Origin of the sequence: Falsihalocynthiibacter arcticus, from assembly GCF_000812665.2 — a bacterium.
GTDB classification, from domain to species: Bacteria; Pseudomonadota; Alphaproteobacteria; order Rhodobacterales; family Rhodobacteraceae; genus Falsihalocynthiibacter; species Falsihalocynthiibacter arcticus.
This window is the reverse complement of record NZ_CP014327.1, coordinates 2,896,903-2,916,476: the sequence shown is the minus strand read 5'-3', so window position 1 is coordinate 2,916,476 and position 19,574 is coordinate 2,896,903. Positions and strand designations below refer to the sequence as shown.

At 55.1% G+C, this 19,574-nt stretch carries 19 protein-coding genes and 1 pseudogene; 7 read left to right on the top strand and 13 right to left on the bottom strand.

Features of this window, described 5'->3' with window-relative positions; genetic code table 11:
* Nucleotides 1–9 precede the first annotated feature (9 nt).
* Nucleotides 10–1,256 (bottom strand): annotated as a pseudogene (locus RC74_RS14405) (sarcosine oxidase subunit beta family protein).
* Between the two features lie 240 nt (nucleotides 1,257–1,496).
* Here RC74_RS14405 and ccmI point away from each other — a divergent pair.
* From ccmI to RC74_RS14390, 3 genes are read left to right on the top strand one after another with little or no spacing between them, the layout of a single operon-like run.
* Nucleotides 1,497–2,747: a c-type cytochrome biogenesis protein CcmI gene (gene ccmI / locus RC74_RS14400; protein WP_052274713.1), complete on the top strand. Its 1,251-nt coding sequence runs from the start codon at nucleotides 1,497–1,499 to the stop codon at nucleotides 2,745–2,747.
* Nucleotides 2,744–3,217 (top strand): Holliday junction resolvase RuvX, encoded by a 474-nt coding sequence (gene ruvX / locus RC74_RS14395; protein WP_039001251.1) that lies wholly within the window; start codon nucleotides 2,744–2,746, stop codon nucleotides 3,215–3,217. The genes ccmI and ruvX overlap by 4 nt, the downstream gene beginning before the upstream one ends.
* Nucleotides 3,214–3,447: a DUF1289 domain-containing protein gene (locus tag RC74_RS14390; RefSeq protein ID WP_039001250.1), complete on the top strand. Its 234-nt coding sequence runs from the start codon at nucleotides 3,214–3,216 to the stop codon at nucleotides 3,445–3,447. The genes ruvX and RC74_RS14390 overlap by 4 nt, the downstream gene beginning before the upstream one ends.
* A 2-nt stretch (nucleotides 3,448–3,449) precedes the next feature.
* Here RC74_RS14390 and RC74_RS14385 read toward each other — a convergent pair whose 3' ends face one another.
* The gene (locus RC74_RS14385) at nucleotides 3,450–4,274 is read right to left on the bottom strand and encodes a sulfite exporter TauE/SafE family protein (protein WP_039001249.1); all 825 of its coding nucleotides are present in this window, start codon (nucleotides 4,272–4,274) and stop codon (nucleotides 3,450–3,452) included.
* Between the two features lie 18 nt (nucleotides 4,275–4,292).
* Nucleotides 4,293–5,255: a tRNA dihydrouridine(20/20a) synthase DusA gene (dusA, locus tag RC74_RS14380; protein ID WP_052274712.1), complete on the bottom strand. Its 963-nt coding sequence runs from the start codon at nucleotides 5,253–5,255 to the stop codon at nucleotides 4,293–4,295.
* 211 nt (nucleotides 5,256–5,466) lie between these two features.
* Here dusA and RC74_RS14375 point away from each other — a divergent pair, with 211 nt between their 5' ends.
* Entirely contained in the window at nucleotides 5,467–6,549 is a 1,083-nt protein-coding gene (locus RC74_RS14375; RefSeq protein WP_039001248.1) for a site-specific integrase, read from the top strand.
* Nucleotides 6,550–7,093: 544 nt separating this feature from the next.
* Here RC74_RS14375 and RC74_RS14370 read toward each other — a convergent pair.
* The 8 genes from RC74_RS14370 to RC74_RS14340 all read right to left on the bottom strand — a co-directional run bounded on the left by RC74_RS14370 (nucleotide 7,094) and on the right by RC74_RS14340 (nucleotide 12,210).
* Entirely contained in the window at nucleotides 7,094–7,888 is a 795-nt protein-coding gene (locus tag RC74_RS14370; RefSeq protein WP_039001247.1) for an RES family NAD+ phosphorylase, read from the bottom strand.
* Nucleotides 7,848–8,228 (bottom strand): MbcA/ParS/Xre antitoxin family protein, encoded by a 381-nt coding sequence (locus tag RC74_RS14365; protein WP_039001246.1) that lies wholly within the window; start codon nucleotides 8,226–8,228, stop codon nucleotides 7,848–7,850. Before RC74_RS14365 ends, RC74_RS14370 begins: the two co-directional genes overlap by 41 nt.
* 90 nt (nucleotides 8,229–8,318) lie before the next feature.
* Entirely contained in the window at nucleotides 8,319–8,483 is a 165-nt protein-coding gene (locus tag RC74_RS23100; protein ID WP_236939941.1) for an ankyrin repeat domain-containing protein, read from the bottom strand.
* Nucleotides 8,484–8,502: 19 nt separating this feature from the next.
* The gene (locus RC74_RS14360; RefSeq protein ID WP_236939940.1) at nucleotides 8,503–8,982 is read right to left on the bottom strand and encodes an ankyrin repeat domain-containing protein; all 480 of its coding nucleotides are present in this window, start codon (nucleotides 8,980–8,982) and stop codon (nucleotides 8,503–8,505) included.
* A gap of 59 nt (nucleotides 8,983–9,041) precedes the next feature.
* The gene (locus RC74_RS14355; protein WP_039001245.1) at nucleotides 9,042–9,503 is read right to left on the bottom strand and encodes a GlcG/HbpS family heme-binding protein; all 462 of its coding nucleotides are present in this window, start codon (nucleotides 9,501–9,503) and stop codon (nucleotides 9,042–9,044) included.
* Between the two features lie 90 nt (nucleotides 9,504–9,593).
* Nucleotides 9,594–10,202, bottom strand: a complete 609-nt coding sequence (locus tag RC74_RS14350; protein WP_039001244.1) for a response regulator transcription factor — start codon at nucleotides 10,200–10,202, stop codon at nucleotides 9,594–9,596.
* The gene (locus tag RC74_RS14345) at nucleotides 10,199–11,716 is read right to left on the bottom strand and encodes a sensor histidine kinase (RefSeq protein WP_082802312.1); all 1,518 of its coding nucleotides are present in this window, start codon (nucleotides 11,714–11,716) and stop codon (nucleotides 10,199–10,201) included. The genes RC74_RS14350 and RC74_RS14345 overlap by 4 nt, the downstream gene beginning before the upstream one ends.
* Nucleotides 11,717–11,817: 101 nt before the next feature.
* Nucleotides 11,818–12,210, bottom strand: a complete 393-nt coding sequence (locus RC74_RS14340; protein WP_039001243.1) for a helix-turn-helix domain-containing protein — start codon at nucleotides 12,208–12,210, stop codon at nucleotides 11,818–11,820.
* Between the two features lie 398 nt (nucleotides 12,211–12,608).
* Between RC74_RS14340 and RC74_RS14335 the strand changes: the two genes are divergently transcribed.
* The gene (locus RC74_RS14335; protein WP_052274711.1) at nucleotides 12,609–12,986 is read left to right on the top strand and encodes a hypothetical protein; all 378 of its coding nucleotides are present in this window, start codon (nucleotides 12,609–12,611) and stop codon (nucleotides 12,984–12,986) included.
* Entirely contained in the window at nucleotides 12,979–14,214 is a 1,236-nt protein-coding gene (locus tag RC74_RS14330) for an HlyD family secretion protein (RefSeq protein WP_039001242.1), read from the top strand. Before RC74_RS14335 ends, RC74_RS14330 begins: the two co-directional genes overlap by 8 nt.
* On the opposite strand, the gene RC74_RS14325 is transcribed toward RC74_RS14330, so the two are convergent.
* Nucleotides 14,208–15,191 (bottom strand): GGDEF domain-containing protein, encoded by a 984-nt coding sequence (locus tag RC74_RS14325; RefSeq protein WP_039001241.1) that lies wholly within the window; start codon nucleotides 15,189–15,191, stop codon nucleotides 14,208–14,210. The genes RC74_RS14330 and RC74_RS14325 overlap by 7 nt on opposite strands.
* A gap of 650 nt (nucleotides 15,192–15,841) precedes the next feature.
* Here RC74_RS14325 and RC74_RS14320 point away from each other — a divergent pair.
* Nucleotides 15,842–17,260 carry a DEAD/DEAH box helicase gene (locus tag RC74_RS14320; RefSeq protein WP_052274710.1) on the top strand — a complete coding sequence of 473 codons (1,419 nt, stop codon included), beginning with the start codon at nucleotides 15,842–15,844 and terminating at the stop codon, nucleotides 17,258–17,260.
* Between the two features lie 69 nt (nucleotides 17,261–17,329).
* Here the strand turns inward: RC74_RS14320 and RC74_RS14315 are convergent, their stop codons facing one another.
* Nucleotides 17,330–19,573, bottom strand: coding sequence for a xanthine dehydrogenase family protein molybdopterin-binding subunit (locus tag RC74_RS14315; RefSeq protein ID WP_039001240.1), 2,244 nt, complete (start codon nucleotides 19,571–19,573; stop codon nucleotides 17,330–17,332).
* Nucleotide 19,574 lies beyond the last annotated feature (1 nt).

Genomic DNA, 19,574 nt, shown 5'->3' with positions numbered 1-19,574 from the left:
TAGAGATGTTCAATGTGCCACCCCCGCTGCGACGCTTTCGTCGATAAAGCGGCCTTCGACGAAACGGTCGAGACCAAAGGCGGATGCAAGCGGCCCTGGGGCACCACGGGCCATCATATCGGCCATCGCCCAGCCTGATCCTGGAATTGACTTAAAGCCCCCGTTCCCCAGCCACAGTTGATGAAACAACTGCCCAGTGGCGTGGGGGAAATGATCGGTGAGCGGTCGCCCGTCATGTCCACAATCCCGCCCCATTGGCGCAACATTTTCAGGCGTGAAATCATCGGGAAGGTTTCCACAAGCGCGCGCACGGTTTCTTCGACATGGGTGAACGAGCCGCGTTGCGTGTAGTTATTATAGCTGTCGGCCCCGCCGCCAATAACCATTTCACCCTTATCAGACTGGCTCATATAGCCGTGCACTGTGTTGGCCATCACGACCACATCCATGCAGGGTTTGATCGGCTCACTCACGAGGGCCTGCAGGGCGACGCTCTCAAGGGGCAAACGAAAGCCTGCCATATCGGCGAGGTGACCGGAATGGCCCGCGACGACAATCCCGAGTTTGCCACAGGCGATATCGCCACGCGTGGTCGAAACACCGGTGACTTGGCCGTTGGCTTGCGAGATGCCCGTGACTTCGCATTTCTGGATGATATCCATGCCCATGCCCGAACAGGCGCGCGCATAGCCCCAAGCGACAGCATCGTGACGGGCGGTACCGCCGCGGGGTTGCCACAGCGCGCCGAGGATCGGATAGCGCGGCCCTGCGATGTCGATAATCGGGCACAGTTCCTGCACGCGTTCAGGCGAAACAAACTCGGTTTCCACCCCCTGATAGGCGTTGGCTTGGGCCGTGCGTTTATAGCCGCGCACCTCGTGGTGGGTTTGAGCGATCATCAACACGCCGCGCGGGCTGAACATCACGTTCATGTTGAGGTCTTGGCTCATGGTTTCATAAAGGCTGCGGGCTTTTTCATAGATCGCCGCAGAGGGGTCTTGCAGATAATTTGAGCGAATAACCGTGGTATTGCGCCCTGTGTTTCCGCCGCCAAGCCAGCCTTTTTCAATCACCGCCACATTGGTGATGCCGTGATTTTTGCCAAGGTAGTACGCCGTCGCAAGCCCATGTCCGCCCGCGCCGACGATCACAACGTCATAACGCTTCTTGGGTTCGGGACTGCGCCACGCGCGCTCCCATCCCGTGTGGTGACGCAGGGCTTCGCGGGCAATGGCAAAGGCAGAATAACGTTTCATAGGGTACTTCCACAATGAAGGGTCGGCAAAAAGGGCAACGCGCCGCAAGGGCGTAACGGACAAGACTATCCTTGCCTTTTCTTGCGCAGTTGCCAAGCCATAGGCAGCCAACTTGCGGCAGTTTTCGGCACATCTGCGACATATCACAGGAATGTTGGGTTTTGAGGGCCTGCTGCGGCTACTTGTACCTTTTGCAACCGTCCCAGAGTCGCTAGGAAGGGAGCAACTAAAGGAGCGGCCATGTGGTTCTATTTGACAATTGCGGTGATTGCGGGGGTTTGCGCGACCTTTGTAATTCTAAACTTGATGAAACGCGAGGATCGCGACGCGGCGCCTGATGCCATGAGTCCGCCATCCGAAGAAGTTGTGTTTTATCAACGCCAACTCGCGGATATCGACCGTGACGTTGCCAGCGGTACCCTTGCAGAAGAGGACGCAACCCGCACCAGAACCGAAGTCTCTCGGCGCTTGCTGGAAGCGGACAAACGCGCACAAAACGCCCCTGTTTTGCCACAGGCCCCCAAGGGCGCAAGTTATGCGGTGGCCGCATTGATCGTGGCGCTATTGTTTGGCGTGGGCGGATATATCTACGCGGAATTAGGAGGTGCGGGTCGCGCGGATGAACCTTTGGCCGAACGATTTGCCGAGGCAAACGAGGCCTATGAAAGCCGCATGTCCCAACGCGAAGCAGAGGAGTTGGCGCCTGATCGCTCCGTTAAAAATATCAGTGACGCGGATTTGGACCTGCTTAACAAGCTGCGCACGGCCCTTGAGCAGCGGCCAACCGACGAGGTCGGCCATCGCTTGTTGGCGAAACAGGAAGCCCAACTTGGCAATTATACCGCTGCACGCTCGGCGCAATCGCGCGTTGTGGAACTGATGGGTCCAGACAACGTGGACACCAACGACTTGATCCTTTTGGCGCGAATCATGGTTTATGGCGCGAACGGTTTTGTTTCACCCGAAGCTGAGGCGCTTTGGGGCGAAGTCATGCGCCGTGCTCCACAAAACGCCGAAGCGCGATTTTATATGGGGTTGATGCTGGCGCAAACCGGACGTCCCGACGCGACCTACGCGTTTTGGGAACCGCTGCTTGAGCGCGCCGATCCAAACGCTCCGTGGACGGATTTGCTCTTTGCGCAATTCCCCGATGTCGCCTATTTCGCTGGCAAAGAATTCACGCCCGACACCTCGAACACCGCTGGCCCAACCGCAGAGCAAGTGCGCGACGCAGGCAGCATGTCGGAGGAGGATCGCCAAGAGATGATCTTGGGGATGGTCGAGAACCTCAAAGGCAAGCTCGAAGCGGGCGATGCCACCTCCCAAGAATGGGCGCAGTACATTCGTGCCACCAGTGTTCTGGGCAAAGATGACGTTGCCAAACAAGCCTATGACGTCGCCAAGGAAACCTTTGCAAACAACCCACAAGACGCGCAAATCATCGCGCAAGTAGGTGCAGACTCCGGATTTGAAACGGGCGTTACGGAATGATTTTAGAACTGATCGAAGAGTTCGCGCCGCAAGTGCCGACCATGCGCCCGATTGCGGGTTTGGATTTTGGCGACAAAACCATCGGTGTGGCGCTCTCGGATCGCATGCTCAACATCGCCACCCCGCTTGAAACCATCCGTCGCAAGAAATTCACCCTCGACGCTGAAGCGCTGCTGGCCTTGCTGGCCAAAAACGAAGTCGGCGGCATTGTCCTTGGATTTCCACGCAATATGGATGGCTCTGAGGGGCCGCGCTGTCAAAAAACGCGGGCTTTTGCGCGCAATTTGGAACGGCTCACCCCCCTGCCCATCACCTATTGGGACGAGCGCCTGTCTACCGTCGCCGCCGAGCGCGCGCTGTTGCTTGCGGATGTGTCACGGGCCAAACGCGCCGATGTGATCGACCATGTGGCGGCTGGATTTATCCTTCAGGGCGCGTTGGACCGATTGAGCCACCTGAGGCGCCAATGACGGATATTTGGAAACGAGACGAGCCTGAATCGCCCTGTATCAACATCTGTGTGATCCATTCCAAGGCCGAAATTTGCACGGGGTGTTTGCGCACTTTGAATGAAATCGCCGACTGGAGCGGGATGGATGCGGCGGGTCGGCAGGCCATTTTAGACGCCCTGCCCCCGCGTATCGAGTTGCTCAAGCAACGGCGGGGTGGTCGTGCCGCGCGCCTCAAGGAACGTGGCTAGATTTAGTATCCCGCCGCTTTGCGCAACATGTTCGTCGCGACAACAATCAAGAACACCGCGAAAATCCGCTTGAGCATTTTTGCATCTAGCCGATGCGCCAATTTCGCCCCAATGGGCGCGGTAATGAGCGTCATGGAAATCACCACAAGAAACGCAGGAATATTCACAGCGCCCAGTGTAAACGGCGGCGCACTGTCGGCGGCGACGTCCACAAACAGAAACCCGATCACCGAAGGGAACGCGATAATCACACCAAAACCAGCCGCCGTAGCCACCGCGCGGTGAATGGCAATACCGTGCAAACTCATCAGCGGCACGCCAAAGCTACCACCGCCAATGCCCATCAGGACACTGAGAAACCCAACGAAAGGGGAAATTGCGATCCGTTTGAGGCCCGAGGGCATTTCATCGCCCAAGCGCCATGTGGCCTTGCCGAACGCCATGTAAAACCCAATAAAAATACCCAGAAACCCAAAGATGCCTTGCAGGGTAGATGAGCGCAGCGACGACACCGTCAGCATCCCCAACACCGCCCCAACCGCAATGCCAGGGGCCCATTTTTTCAGGATATCCCACTCCACCGCGCCCTTTTTATGATGGCTCGAAACTGAGCGCATGGAGGTCACGATGATCGTCGCGAGCGATGTGGCCAGACAGACTTGCATCAACTGATCGCCACTATACCCAAGCGCGTCAAACGCATAATAAAACGCGGGCACAAGGATAATGCCGCCGCCAACGCCCAGCAAGCCCGCCATGACGCCCGCAAAGGCCCCGATCACCAGTAAAAGGATAAGAGCGGGGACATATTGGATTAAATCAGTCATGACGTGTCTTTCGATGGCCTAGGGGTTGCCACCCTCAATATCGCCTCCGGTGACGCGGTCAAGCGCCTCAAGCAACAATTCCGGCCCTGCTCCCTCACGCGGTGCCCCGTCCGAGAGCACTCGACGCCACGCCCGCGCACCCGGACGGCCGGTAAACAGCCCCAACATATGGCGGGTGACTTGGTTGAGCCGCCCGCCCTCAGCAATGTGGCGCTCAATATAGGGGATCATCTGGTGCACCGCTTCCACAGGGTCGCTCTCACCCGTTTCGCCGTATATCCGCGCGTCCGCCGCACAGAGCACATCCGCTGGCGAATGATAGGCTGTGCGCCCGATCATCACGCCATCAAGCCCGCGCGCAAACAACTCCTCGGCTTGATCCAAGGAGGTAATCCCGCCATTGATCGAGATGTGCAATTCTGGAAACTGCGCTTTCATCGCCACGACCAGATCGTAATCCAGCGGCGGAATATCGCGATTTTCCTTGGGCGAAAGCCCCTTGAGCCACGCCTTGCGCGCATGGATTTGGAACCGCGTCACGCCCGCCTGTGCAGCTTTAGAAATGAAATCCGGCAGGACTTGGCTCGGGTCTTGATCATCCACCCCAATCCGACATTTCACCGTAATTTCACAGGTGCTCGCCGCCTGCATGGCCGCTACGCAATCCGCCACAAGCGGCGCGTTTTCCATCAGAATGGCCCCAAAACAGCCCGACTGAACGCGGTCACTTGGGCAACCGACATTCAGGTTAATCTCGTCATAGCCGTGGTCATTTGCCAACACACAGGCCTGCGCGAGTTCCACCGGATCAGACCCACCAAGCTGCAACGCCACCGGATGTTCCGCCGCATCAAACCGCAACAAATGCAACGCCTGCCCCCGCACCAGCGCCGGCGCCGTGACCATTTCGGTATACAGCAACGTGCGTTTGGTCAGCAAACGGTGCAAATACCGACAATGCCGATCCGTCCAATCCATCATAGGCGCAACCGATAATCTTGAAGCCCTTGTAATAAAGGTATTATCTATCTTTTGCGCTATCTCTGGTGACTTTATCGACAACTTTTTTAGCCTTATTTTGTGGGATTTTTCAACGTTTTGAGTTTTTGGCATACCGTTTGGCATACCCACTAGCAGCTTGGCATACCGCAAACCTATATCTGTAGTATGCCAAAAACAAAGGACGTAAATAATGGGCACCATCGTAGAGCGCAAGAGCAAATCCGGTACAAAGTACAGGGCACAGGTAATCAAGAAAAAGGACGGAAAAGTTGATCTGTGCAAATCCACGACTTTCGAAAGGAGGACAGCCGCAGCAGCTTGGATCAAGCGTATTGAAAAGGAGTACAACTCAGGGCATCTCACTCAACAAAAACACCAAATCAATGTAAGTGAATTGATCGACAAAATGGTCGCGAGCCACCATAAGAAGATGGGGAAAACAAAGTCACAAGTTTTGAAGACTATCCAGAATTTTAATATCGCGGACTTCGAAGTCACTTCTCTTAGGCCGTCCGATTTGATTGAATTTGCCACTCAAGTTGCGGAAGGTGCACATGGAGCCGGAGCGCGTTCACCTGCAACAACAGCAAATTATTTAAGCCACCTTTCCGGCTGCCTTAAACTTGCCCGCCCTGTTTTCGACATTCCATTTGACAAAAATATTCTTGAAGAAGCACGGGAGACCACGACAGCTTTGGGAATTACCGGAAAGTCAAAAAAACGCACAAGACGACCGAGCCTCGCCGAACTGGACGAGCTTATGGAATATTTCTTTCAAAGAGAATCCCACGATAGTCGAGCAATCCCCATGACCAAAATCTTACCCTTTGCGGTTTTTTCCGCTCGTCGCCAAGCCGAAATCACCCGCGTTGTTTGGGATGATTACTCTAAAGAACACTCGACACTGATAGTGCGCGACATGAAAGACCCAGGCGAGAAAGAAGGCAATGACGTTGTTTGCGAGCTTCCACCAGAAGCTGTCCAAATCATCGAAAGCATGCCACGCACGTCAGATCGGATCTTTCCCTTTCACAAAGATGTAATTGGTCGACAATTCACTGGCACCTGCAAGTTTTTGGAAATTCGCAACCTCCGTTTTCACGACTTGCGGCACGAAGCGACATCGTGGCTAATTGAAACTGGCCGCACTCTGCCACAAGCCAGTTCAGTGACAGGCCACAAAAGCTGGTCTAGCCTGCAACGCTATGCCCATATGAAAAGCATTGGAAACAAATACGATGATTGGAAATGGTTTAAGAACATCATTACATAGTCAAAGTGGGGCGAGCTAGTACTGCCCTTCTATATGTTATTCAATATGTTATTCACTCGCAATCCGTATAGAAAAAGGCCTGCCAACAACTAATTGGCAGGCCTCTATTGGCGTTCAGGACATAGTATCTCATTGCGTACACGAGCAATAACTAATTCAAACCCAAACACGATCCTTTAACCACGAGAGCCCCGTCATCTGGTTCTCCTTTAGATAGGATCCGAATTCTCGGTCATCACCGCCGTTGATAGAGTGTAATATTACGACGACGGCCGCTTGAAGGCTTGAACTATCAAATCGGTATGTTTCACCGATGTCGAAATTGGATCTCCCGTGATGGTAGACCAGCAGATTTCTGGCTACGAATGATGAACTGGAATTCTGTCCAGCAATTCCCATTAGTTGATCAAACGCGTGCCACAGCTCTTCGCGGGAAGGCTTTCTTAGATAATCGGTATTCAATTTTTCACCATTAGTTGAGTATGCCTACAACAGTTTTTTTGGAGGTCCAGCGGACGGCGAAGAAAAATCGTATGCAATTTTTTTAGTTGGCTCCAGTGATATTGGAAATCGCATATCTCTCCCAAACCATTTCGGCAACGCGTGGGTCATCGTTAAAAGCCGTCGGAGAAAACTCAAGCCCAAGTCGCGGGTAATCCCGAACGGCCTGCGCCCCCGTTCGAGAAATACGGATACGCCAGGTTTGCCGATCCAGAGGCGCACTATTCCGAAAGGCCCGACAGTCCAAAACCGCGAAATTCGCCCCTTTGGACGGGTCACGCACCGAGGCAAACCGAAGGATGCCCACGTCGATTTCCCGCGCGGTGTCCGCAATGTTTTGGCAGGAAGTGTAATCCGTGTGGTGCTGCCAATCTGCGGCATCCGCTTTGAGGCCACCCGTCGTCAAATCAAGCGCGCGCTCGCTTGAAAGTGCGGCGGAAAACGCCGTGTAATCCGCTGGATTGCCGGGAAACGGCGTTTTCGGGCTCTCGGCATAGAACAAAAACCGGTAAAAGACCATTTCGGCGAGCGCCGTTTCTGGGGCTTCGGACCCATACCAGACGCCCTTTGTGAGGCCTGCGCGACGGAACCGCGACCCATGCGGATAGGGCCTGTAGCGGAACGGCGTCGCCAGCAGGTAATCCAGCCCCTGACAGTCCTTGGGCAACGGCGGTTTGGTTGTTTCCAGAATATCCTCAAGCATCGCTTGCTCTTCCAAGCTGTCCACGAGGCTTAATGTCGACACGACGTGTTGCGCCTCAACAAGACGCCACGCGGTGCTGTCAATCGGCTGAACCTCAGATTGGAGCGCGGCGGGTGTCCAGATAGGTGACGACATCCATCAATCCTTGTATTGAGGTCATGCGTTCCAAAGGCTGTGCGCCCAAGGCCGTGTTTTCTGATTTCAGCCACGTACAGGCCACGCGATCATCCCCGCCAACAATCGCGTCAAGCGAACGGAAAACCCGCACGAGGAGCGCGGCAAGCTCGAATGATTTCGTATTTTGGGCAAGAGTGGCTTCGCCGTTTTTAAACCGCGACACCTGCGCTTCGGAAACCCCAAGCACATCTGCCAGAAATCGGCCAGACAGACCGAGGCGTGCGGCGGCACGGGTCGTAGCCTTAGTCAAAATCGCCTCACGACTTGGAACAGAGGCCAGTCTTTGGATGGTGTCCATAAATGCCATTCCTTTCTGTAGGAATATTATATTAAACATATTTCTACAGAAAGGTCAACATAGAGCCGACAAAATGCCGCCTCCTGATAATCACTCAAGCAGGCTAACAATCTCCGCGTACCCTTGTGATCTCGCATGTTGTAAGGGAGTGACGCCGTCGCGGTCCGAGAGGGAAATGTCCGCACCGGCTTCAACGAGTATCTGAACGGTTCGGACGTGATCCGCACCGCCATTTCCCAAAACCACCGCTTCCATCACGGCAGTCCATCCAAGATTATTGATGTGATCGAGCGCCCCCCCCCGCGACAAGACGCGCGACGACTTCGGCATGACCCAGATGTGCCGCAGCAATCAGGGCTGTACCGTCATAAACGCTGGTGATCAAATCCGCCTTATTGCCAAGGCTCATGGCCAAAGACACCATGTCGGGATCGTCGGCGACCGCCGCAATTGTCACAACATCATAGACACCATCTTCCAGCGCATTCACGTCGGCGCCTCCCTGCGCCAAGGCCGTAAGCGCGTTGTTGTGAGAGGCAAAAGCGGCAACATGTGCAGGGGTGCGCCCAGCGGGGTCCCGCGCGTTCGGGTCGGCACCCGCCGCAATCAAACGGGTAATCTCACCCGCCTGCCCTTCATGCGCCGCACGGTGCAGGCCATCATAGGACGCAACATCCGAACGCGATGGGGCGGTTTGGGCATGGGCGGCACCGAACAGCACCAAGGAGGCAGAAAAAACCAGAGAGCGCAGCATATAGATCCCCTTTCAAAAAGCAGCGGCCCACCCTTTAGTGGGAGCGAGCCGCCTTTGGCTTATTCCGCGTTGATGGCGTTAAGGCCAGCCCGTGCGCAATTCGCGTCAATGTCCCCCGAGGGAGCGCCACCAACACCGATCCCACCGACCAAAGCGCCGCCGATCTTGATCGGAAGGCCACCCGCTTGAATAACCAGACGGTTATCCATATCGCGCAAACCGTCATTTTGTGGATTGCCACCGATGAAATCGGCCAAACCAGCCGAGTCACGGCCAAGACTTGCGGAGGTGAAGGCTTTACCCGTGCTGCCGCCAACCGTGTGCGGGCCTGCGTTGTCGGCCCGCAAGATCACTTTGGTTACACCACTGCGAGCGACGATCGCGACGCTGACGTTGTAACCCTCGGCGGTGCAGGCGTCGACGGCGGTTTGAGCGGCTTTGGTTGCCATGTTGAGCGGCAGATAGGGCGCGGTTGGCAAGTCCTGTGCGAAGGAGGCGACAAGAGCGATTGTACGGATCATTAGATTTTCCTTTTGTTTGACTGATAATCCAACTCTAAATCGCGTGTCTGCGTCGCGCCATTCGCAGCGCCCGCAGCGATATCCGTAGTTCTACGGACCAGCCTGCGCCTCCAGCCAATACCGCGTCGACTCCGCCGCCGACGAGGTGCCCGCCTTGGCCGCGATCGCCGCACGGTGGCTTTCGACGGTGCGCGGCGACAGGCTGAGTGCGTCGGCTATTTGCTTGGTGGTCAACCCCTTGGCAATCATCCCAAGCACTTCCTGTTCTCGCGATGAGAGGTGATGGACCAGCGCCAAAGCTTCGGCCCGCTCTGCTGAAACCTGCTCTTGGGCTTCAAGTTCGGCATGTCCCTTTTGAATCGCATCAATCAAGTCATGCTCATCCACAGGTTTGCTCAGAAAATCCATCGCGCCGTTGCGAAACGCCCGCCTGCAGGCCTCAATATCGCCATGGCCACTGATCACCACTGTGGGCCAGTTTATCCCGTGTTCCCGCAGTTTTTCCTGTAGTTTCAAGCCAGAGATCGCGGGCATCCGGATATCAAGAATAAGACATCCCGGATTGAGGCTCGCCGCTTGATTTAAGAAGATCTCAGGCGAGCCAAAGCTGCGCACATTCAAGCCAACGGTCTCAAGCAAAAGGGTCAGCGCCTTGCGCACGGCCTCGTCATCATCCACGAGATAGACATAGTTTTTCATAAGGAACCTCGAGGGGATGCGAGAGGGATGGACAGGCGGAATGTTGTTTGCGGCGTGTCAGCGGCTAGTTCCAAATCGCCACTCATCTCTTCGACCAGTCGTTGACAGAGCGCCAGCCCAAGGCCCGTTCCGTCGCGCTTCCCCGTTACAAAAGGCTCAAAAATACGTGGCCTGAGGTCGGGTGGAACACCAGGGCCATCGTCCAAAACTTCCAAAATCGCCCGACCTTGAGAGATCTGCGTTCTGATCGTAATTTTCGGGTGGTCTGAGGCATCAAGTGCATTGCGCACCAGATTAAACACAACCTGTTCCACCTCAACTGGGTCCGCGACAATAAAAATCGGCTCCTTCGAAAGCTGCAACAAAATGGTGGCCCCAACGGTTTTAACTTCCAGCGCCAACAGCCGATCAACGCTGTGCACCGCGTCATGCAGGGCGCAGGCCGTGGGCGCGGCACGATTGGGTTTGCTCCATTTTCTGAGGCGATCAAGGATATTGGACGCCCTTTGCGCCTGCGTCACCGTATCGTCCAAAACTTGCGCCAACCGCCCAGTGTCCCCTTGCCGGACCAAATGGCGCCCTGCTTGCACTTGGCTCAAAATTGCGGTCAGGGGTTGCGCCAATTCATGCGCCATTCCGCTGGCCATTTCACCCATCGCATTGACGCGTGAAGCATGGGCCAATCGGGTTTCTTGCGCGCTCAAATGGGCACGACTTTCGGCGTCCTTCCTGCGGGCGCGTTGTTTAAGGCCAAGGAGTATCAGCAAAAATAACGTCGAAACCCCAGTAATTGCAGCAACGGTTTTCCCCACGGACAACAAGTCAGCCAGGTGTATCGCCAGCGATGTTTCAAGGATCAATGGCTGTGACGCGCTCCCGAGGGGCATGGAGAAACCGGCACCGTCGGGCGCGATTGTTCCTGTCAATACGTCTCCTTTTGGTGTTGAAATTCGGCGCGAGACAGAGGGCCGCTCCCAAAAGGGATCCTCCGATGCCACCAGCGCATTTGCGTCGATGACCAGTGCGAGAGCGTGCCGCGCTGCATCTGTATTGGGGCTGCGTTTCACCAGAAAATATTGTGTCGGCCGCGCGGGCATCTGGTGCAACTGCAACGCACCATTTGAGTTTTGGGCCATCTCGCGGATAAGCGCGGCAGTCCCAGCCTCTAGGCGCGGGAGCGATTGAATGCCCGCCTCAGATGGATCAAACGGGACCACATCCACTGAAAGAATGCGTGGGTAAAAGCGCTTGATTGTCGCCGTGACATCCAAGAATAAGTCCTGCCGCTCGGCTCCTCCAGCAACAAAAATCGCAGAAAGGGACGTTAAATGTACGTCATGCTGATCGGCGCGCTGAGACGCCAAACGATGTAGCGTTGCGCTCTTGATCGTCAGCTCGCGCACCAGCCTCTGCCGTTCAAAAAGCGCCAGGGCTGCAACAGTAAGGGCTAAAACAACACCCCAAAGCGCAAGGGTTCGCCAGATATTTTCAAAAGATGTGCGCGCCGTTTTCATCCGTCTTTATCGCATGCGGCCCACAATTCGCCAATCCGTATTTCTACGGTTACGGCGCACAATGGAACGCAAGCGTTTCCGCAGGGCAAACTAACGGGAGATCAATCGATTTCTTGCAGGCGTTTTTCGAGCTTGTCGAGCTTGTCGAGTACGCCCGTCAGTGTTGCTTTCATCTGTGCAATTTCGCCCAGAGCGTCATTCACGCCAGCGGGGCGATCATATGTGTCCGCAACATGGCTGGTGCCATTGCCTTCGCCGCTGATCAACCAGACCATGGACACGTTCAACAATCCTGCCAAAATCTGGATGCGATTTGCGCGCGGCGAGTCGGCATCGTTTTCCCATGCTTCGACCCTGCTGGCTTCGACACCAATCTTCCCCGCCAGACCTTCCACAGTCAGCCCTTTGGCCTCGCGCGCGGCTTCAAGCCTGTCGCCGAATGTGGCGACGGTTTCATTGAATTGGTCGGTATTCTCAAGGTTTATGGTGGACACGACGGGCTCCGCGTTTGCACTGTATTGTTACAGTACTTTCTCCCTAACCTACTATGCCTCAAAATTCAAGTTCGCCGCGCGTTGCATTGGAGCATCTGCTAGCGGCAACGCCCTCAAACTGAGGTGATATTGGCCCGTTTTGAAGACCCCTGCCCGCCAGTGCGACAGGCAGGGGATTGATAGCAATTACGCCTCCCGGAATTCGCCCTGCGCGGCCTGCGACCTGTTTCAACCTAGATTGCCCGATGCGCGGGCGGCATACCCTCGCGAATTCGTAGCAAGAGTGGCGAATTGAGACTCCATAAAAACAGGCTACCAAACCCTTGATATTGGTTATAAAGATAGACAACGACCAACTAGTCGCGCACTAAAGTGGCAAATCAAAACGAGGAACCCCCATGTCCACCCCTCCCACTGGCCTTGCCCCTAATCCGGCGGCCACTGAACATTTGCCCTATTTTATCGTTCCTCCGGGGGGCACAGATCAAATGTTTACCGTCGTAACGGTTTTCGTTCTTGGATTGATCCTTGCGCTTGGGGTGTTCTACTTCAAACTCCACTCAATTCCCGAGTCCCTTGCTGAAGAAAAGCGCGGCAACCAGCTTCAGGTTATCGGGGCTTTGTCGCTTTTGGCGCTCTTTACCCACAACGGTTATTTTTGGGTTGCGGCTCTGGTTTTGGCCACGGTCACCCTCCCCGATTTCCTAACCCCTTTCCGTTCAATGGCGCGCTCGTTGCTGCGCATGTCCAAAAATGGGAGCACGAAAAATGTTTGAAGTTATCGGCTGCTCCTTGATCACAATCCTGCCCGATTACCTGTACCGCCGCTATGGTCAGGGCAAGCGTATCGGCCATGAAATCACTCTGTTTTCGGTATGGTATGTCCTGCGCTATGGCATCACGGCCTGCGCAATTCTGACCCTCACGCTGATCACCATCATCTTTTACTACCACCCCTCCACGACCAATGTGTCGTCGTTCTATCGCACCATTTCTATTCTTCCAGAATCGAATGGCCGTGTTTCGGAAATTTATGTGACGACGGGCCAAGAGGTAAAACAAGGCGATCCGATTTTCAAAATCGACGATTCCACGCAAGTGGCCAACCTTGAGGCCGCAATAAGCGCGGTCGCCGAGATTGACGCCGCCCTTGTTTTGGTGGTGTCCCAGCTTGCCGTCGCCGAGGCAACAATCGCCCAAGCCAAAGCCAGCCGAGACCAAACCGCTAATGAGCTGCAGCGCAAACAGGACATCTTTAAACGCAATCCCGACGTGGTAACCGACAAAGAACTCGACTCCTTGACCCAGCTTTTGGCCAACAAAGTCGGTGCATATGATGCTGCTGTGGCAAATCGCGACGGGGTGATCACCCAAAAGGAACTCGTCCTTCCCGCCCAAAAGAAAAGCGCCCAGTCGCATGTTGTTGAAGCCCAAGTTGCCCTCGACAAAACCCTCATCAGTGCCGGTGTGGATGCCACTATTTTTCAACTGGCGCTGCAAGTCGGAGATATCGTAAATCCGATGTTCCGCCCCGCAGGTATTATGGTTCCCGAAAGCGATAACGAAGGCTCGTTCATCGCCGGATTTGGCCAGATATCCGCCAGCGTTATAAAAGAGGGCATGATCGCGGAGATCACCTGTGCTTCAAAACCCTTCACCGTTATTCCAATGTTTGTGTCCCGCGTTCAGGATGTCATTGCTTCGGGCCAGTTCCGCCCGAGCGATCGCCTTATCGACACCCAAGACGTGGTCCGCCCCGGCACAATAACGGTCGAACTGACACCCCTCTATGAGGGACATACCGATGGTATTATTTCGGGGAGCAATTGCGTCGCCAACCTCTATTCAAACCACCACGATTTGATTGCCTCCGGCACCTTGGGATTTGGTATGAAAACGTATTACCATGTCACCGATGCCTTGGCGTTGGTGCATGCAATTTTGCTGCGGTCGCAGGCATTGCTGTTGCCCGTCCGCACCCTAGTTCTATCAGGGGGTCACTGAGGTCTTGGGGGGCGAATATTGGTGAAATTCTCCGACGGAACCCCCCGCGCCTTTGCCGAATACATCGCACGATCCGCAAAGACTGTAAGCAACCCGACATCCTTTGTATCGCTGGGATACTTGGCCACACCCGCCGAAAAACTCAGATCAATGAGATGGACTTGCTTGGTCAAAGGATCGGTATAGTCAAACGGCTCGCAAATAAGATCATGTAGCCGGAGGACGAATTGTTGGATCTGGGCACGGCTTTGCGCCCCTTTCAGGACAACCGCGAATTCATCGCCTCCTAAACGGGCCGCAATGTCGTCTTGGCGCAGGTTTTCCTTGAGGATGCGCCCGACCTCGGCAATCGCCAGATCGCCCGCGTCATGGCCAAGGTTATCGTTGATGGTTTTGAAACCATTCAGGTCGAGATAAATCATAATCAGCGGCACATCAGGTGTTTCCTGAACATGCGCCCGCAAAGCCTTGTCCATTCCGCCGCGCGTCAAAAGGGAGGTTTTCGGGTCGCGTTTCACCTTTTCTTCGAGGGTCGCATTTTCCATCTCTAGCTTCAAACGGCGCTCAATTTCAAAACGCAAACGTTGATTGAGGTCTTCAAGGCCATCTGTGGGCGAGCTTGTGAACCGTGACGAAAGGGCGCTTTGTGTCTCAAGGCGGAGCAGGACACTTGGTTTGCCCCGAAAGCTTTGTGATGGTTCCGGCACCACACCTGTACCAAATATAGCCAAGGTCTCCTGCCCTGCCAACTTGATTTGAAAGAGGTGGTTTGCGTTTGGGGCTGCACTTTCTTGCAAGCCGAGCAACGCGGCCTGTGGGTCCATAAAGGACGCGCAAAAGTCATCTCCGAGATTAAACGCGAACTTCTCATTGGCTGCATTATTCACCGCAACGATTTTTCCATCAAGGTCAACGATGACGGTCGCGCCAGCATAGGCATTAGCTACTTTTTGGTAATAACTTCCGCCTGCGTTCATGCGCGCGCCCTCGCTTTAGTGTGACGCAACCAATAAGAATCTCTCTCGCAGGCCATACCTATCGAGGTCCTGACGAATTTGGCTGCGATACTGTCCACGATGATTATCACTTCATCTACACCATTCAAAAAAATACTTAAAACATCACTTGATCGACTAAATTTTAATAAGCCCATAACACCTTAACTTGATAGAATTCGACTTAGTGATCTTGCCAAACGGATTTAGGCTCTTAACACATGCCCACACCTTTAGCACGTGTCTCAAAATTGACCAAGCGCGGGCCGTTTTATAGGCGAGTTCTCGCGAAGGCCTACCAGCAAAGTGATCAAGACGTGGGCGCTATACTGGGAAATGGCTTAAAAGACACGCTCTTGACTTTGAAGTCGAGAGCGCCCACATATCCCCTACACAAGCGTTCTGCCGCGTGAGCAGAGATTCGCGATCCGCGAAGAGCGCAGTGTGAGCAAAAAGTTTCCCACATCACGCGGGGGGGCCGTCGTTTGGACATAGGTCGGCATTCGGCCACGCCTTTGGCTTCAAACGCAACCCTAACGCCTTCGCTAGTCCTATTGGGCTGGCGCATTTGTATTTTCGGCACGCCAATTGGCGATGCCGTTTAGCGGGTTTTCCCGCGAAAGGACTATCCAATGGATTTCGACATGCTGGGCCTTGCCCCCCGTCTCGTACAAAAACTAGACGAGCTGGGCATTAAAACCCCAACTCCAATTCAATCCCAAGCCATCCCGCACGCCATGAATGGCCGCGACGTGATGGGCCTTGCCCAAACCGGTACTGGCAAAACGGCGGCCTTCGGTCTGCCCCTCATCCACGCCTTGACTAAAACAGGCGTTAAACCTGCGCCGAAACATGCCGCTGGCCTTATCCTTGCGCCAACGCGTGAATTGGCCAAGCAAATCGCCGACAACCTCAGCGCCTTTACCAAAGGCAGCCACATTAAAGTTGGTCTCGTTGTGGGCGGTGTTTCCATCAACCGTCAAATCGAAATGATGACCCGTGGCCTTGATCTTTTGATCGCCACTCCGGGCCGTTTGATCGACCTCATCGACCGTCGCGCCGTAAACCTGAGCACCACACATTACCTTGTGCTTGATGAGGCCGACCAGATGCTGGACCTTGGCTTTATCCACGCGCTGCGCCGCATTGCGCCCCTCTTGCCAAAAGAGCGTCAGACAATGTTGTTCTCGGCCACGATGCCAAAACAAATGAACGAACTTGCGCGCGCCTATTTGGACAACCCCGTACGCGTAGAAGTTTCGCGTCCCGGTCAAACCGCCGACAAAGTCACGCAATCGGTGCATTATGTCGCCCAAAGCGCGAAACAAAGCTTGCTGGTTGAGCTTCTCGGCACTCACAAAGAAGAGCTTTCGCTGGTCTTTATGCGCACAAAACACAGCGCCGAAAAACTGATGAAAAGCCTGTGTGCTGCTGGGTTTACCGCCGGTTCCATCCACGGCAACAAAAGCCAAGGCCAACGTGACCGTGCGATCAAAGAATTCAAAGAGGGCAAAATCACAGTGCTCGTTGCGACCGATGTTGCCGCACGTGGGATCGACATCCAAGGCGTAGGCTATGTCTATAACTACGACCTGCCCAATGTTTCAGAAAACTATGTGCACCGTATTGGCCGCACGGCCCGTGCTGGTGCCTCCGGTCAAGCCGTTGCCTTCTGCTCCTCTGCGGAAATGGGCGAATTGCGCGGCATCGAAAAAGTAACCGGAAGCCCGCTTCCAATCGCGAGTGGCCGTGCATGGGAAAATGAAACCCCTGCCAAAAAACCAGGTGGCGGCGGTGGCCGTGGATTTGGTGGCGGTGGTCGTCGCGCAGGCGGCGGCGGTGCCGGAGGCGGCGCTGGTGGTGCTGGTGGCGGAGGCGGCGCTGGTGGTGCTGGTGGCGGCCAACGTCGCTCCAATGGTGGCGGCGGAAACGGTGGCGGCCAAGGGCGGCCAAATGGCGGCGGCGGTGCCGGTGGCAAACCACGTCGCAGTGGCGGCGGCGGTGCTGGCGCAGGTGCAGGCGGCCAACGTCGCTCCCGCGTTTCTTCCTAAATCTCAAACAAATAACCCCGCGAAAGTTTTCCTTTCGCGGGTTATCTTTTACACAAATATTTCTGCGTCTTAGCTTACAAAATCAATGTGATTATACAGGGGCAGTTCGCGAATGCGTTGCCCCGTGGCCGCAAAAATCGCATTGGCCAAAGCGGGCGCCGCGGGCGGCACTGCAGGCTCTCCAATACCTCGAATTTTCGTGCCGTTTTCAAGGCCACGCACGATAATTTCGGGCGCTTGGAACAGGCGCATGGCCTCAAACCCATCGAAATTATTCTGGTCGGCGACACCGTCCGAATAGGTCAGCTCCGCCATAATCGCATGGCTCAGCCCCCAAATAACGCCACCTTGAACTTGGTTCTCAAAGTTGATCGGGTCAAGCACGCGGCCCACATCGGCGGCGACAAAAACCTTATCGATTTTAATCCCGTCGGGGGTTTGCGTCACCTCAACAACCTCCGCCACCGGAACTCCAAAGGACAAGTTAAACGCAACGCCGCGCCCGCGTCCCTCGCCCATTTTTGCGCCCCAGTTTGACATCTCGCCAACAGCTTCCAGCACCTTGCGCGACACGTCATCCGAACACAAACGCAGACGCTCTTGTAACGGATCGGCCCCCGCCGCGTGGATCAGCTCGTCCAGAAACCCTTCGTGCAAAAAGCCGTTGCCGGACGCGCCAACCGAACGCCAAGAACTCACAGGTAAAAGCTCGGGAACGCGATAGCCCGTGACGCGATAATTCGGGATGGCATAGGGTTGATCCCACGCGCCCGCAACAATCGCGATATCTGGGCCCGGTACGGACATTCCCGCACGCCCCATTTGCGAGGCCGTCACGGATTGCGCCGCAATTCCCAAATCAAAACACGCGACTTTACCATCTTCGACACGGCCACTCGCGTGTGACATTTGCATTGGGCGCGGGAAATCATGCGTCATATCTTCTTCGCGGGTCCACGTCATTTTGATCGGAACATTTGGATAAGCGACGGCCAATTCGACCGCCTGCACGATAAAATCATCCTCTAAACGGCGACCGAAACTACCGCCAACACTCAACGCATGCAAAAAGATGTTTTCCGCCTCAATGCCAAAGGTTTTTGCAATTTTGGCAAGCGCAAAGGTAGGGGCTTGGGTGCCTGTCCAGACATCCAAACGCCCGTCTTTCAAAAGGACGGTTGCGTTCATCGGCTCGAGCGGCGCATGCGCCAAATAAGGGATACGATAGGTCGCTTCAAGCACGTCGCCTTTGGCCAAATCGGCCTCAACATCGCCTTCATCTTTGAACTGGCTGTCCTGATGCTCGTTTGTGAAAGACGCACCAACGGCCTCCCACAAAGCATCCTGCTCTGCAGGATAAGGTGCGGGGCCCCATTCAAAGGAAATCATCTCCGCTGCTGCAAAGGCGCGCCATGTATTATCGGCAATAACACCCGCGCCGCCGGTGATAGGAACAACCTTGAGAACACCGCGCGCGGCTTTTGCCTCGCTGTCATCATACCCCAAAACGGTCCCACCAAGACGCGGGTTTGTGCGCACGGTCGCATAGACCATACCGTCCATTTCCATATCGATACCATAGGGAAGAGTACCCGTAGATTTTGCCACGATATCAATGCGCTGCATGTCTTTTCCGAGGTATTTCCACTCAGTCTCTGGCCGCAAAGTGACCTCTTGAACAAGCGTGACGTTGGCGGCTTCTGCGGCCAAATCCACATAGCTAATACGGGTTCCATCCGCCAGAATAACAGCACCATCTTCGGTTTTCATCGAGGGCACAGATTGGCCCGTTTGTACAGCGGCGGCGGCCTTTAACGTCTCGCGGGCAACGGCCCCTGCGATGCGTAGTTTTTCGTATCCATCAGGGACGGTCGAAGATCCACCAGTGATCTGAACCCCCAGAAGCTTGCCCAATACATGACCAAACGCGCGGGCATTGGTGGCCACAAAACCATCGTCCGTTGCCGGAAACGGCATCCCCTCGCCCAGAACCGCGCCATTAAAATAAGCGGGGCTCGGCATACCGGGATCGACCTTGATATCCTGCCATGCGATGTCCAATTCTTCGGCCACCATTGCCGCTTGAATGGAGTAGGCACCCTGCCCCATATCGGTGCGCGGCGTGATGATTGTGACGCCGTCGGCATCAATGCGCACATAGGGCGTGAGGGCCGCTTCGCCATCCGTCAGCCCGTCCAAAAGCGGGTTTGCGATTGGTTTTTTGTATTGGTAAAAGCCAAAAGCCACACCACCAACAATGGCCGCCGACCCGATCAGGAACGTACGGCGTGCAATTTTTCCAACGCGACTCATA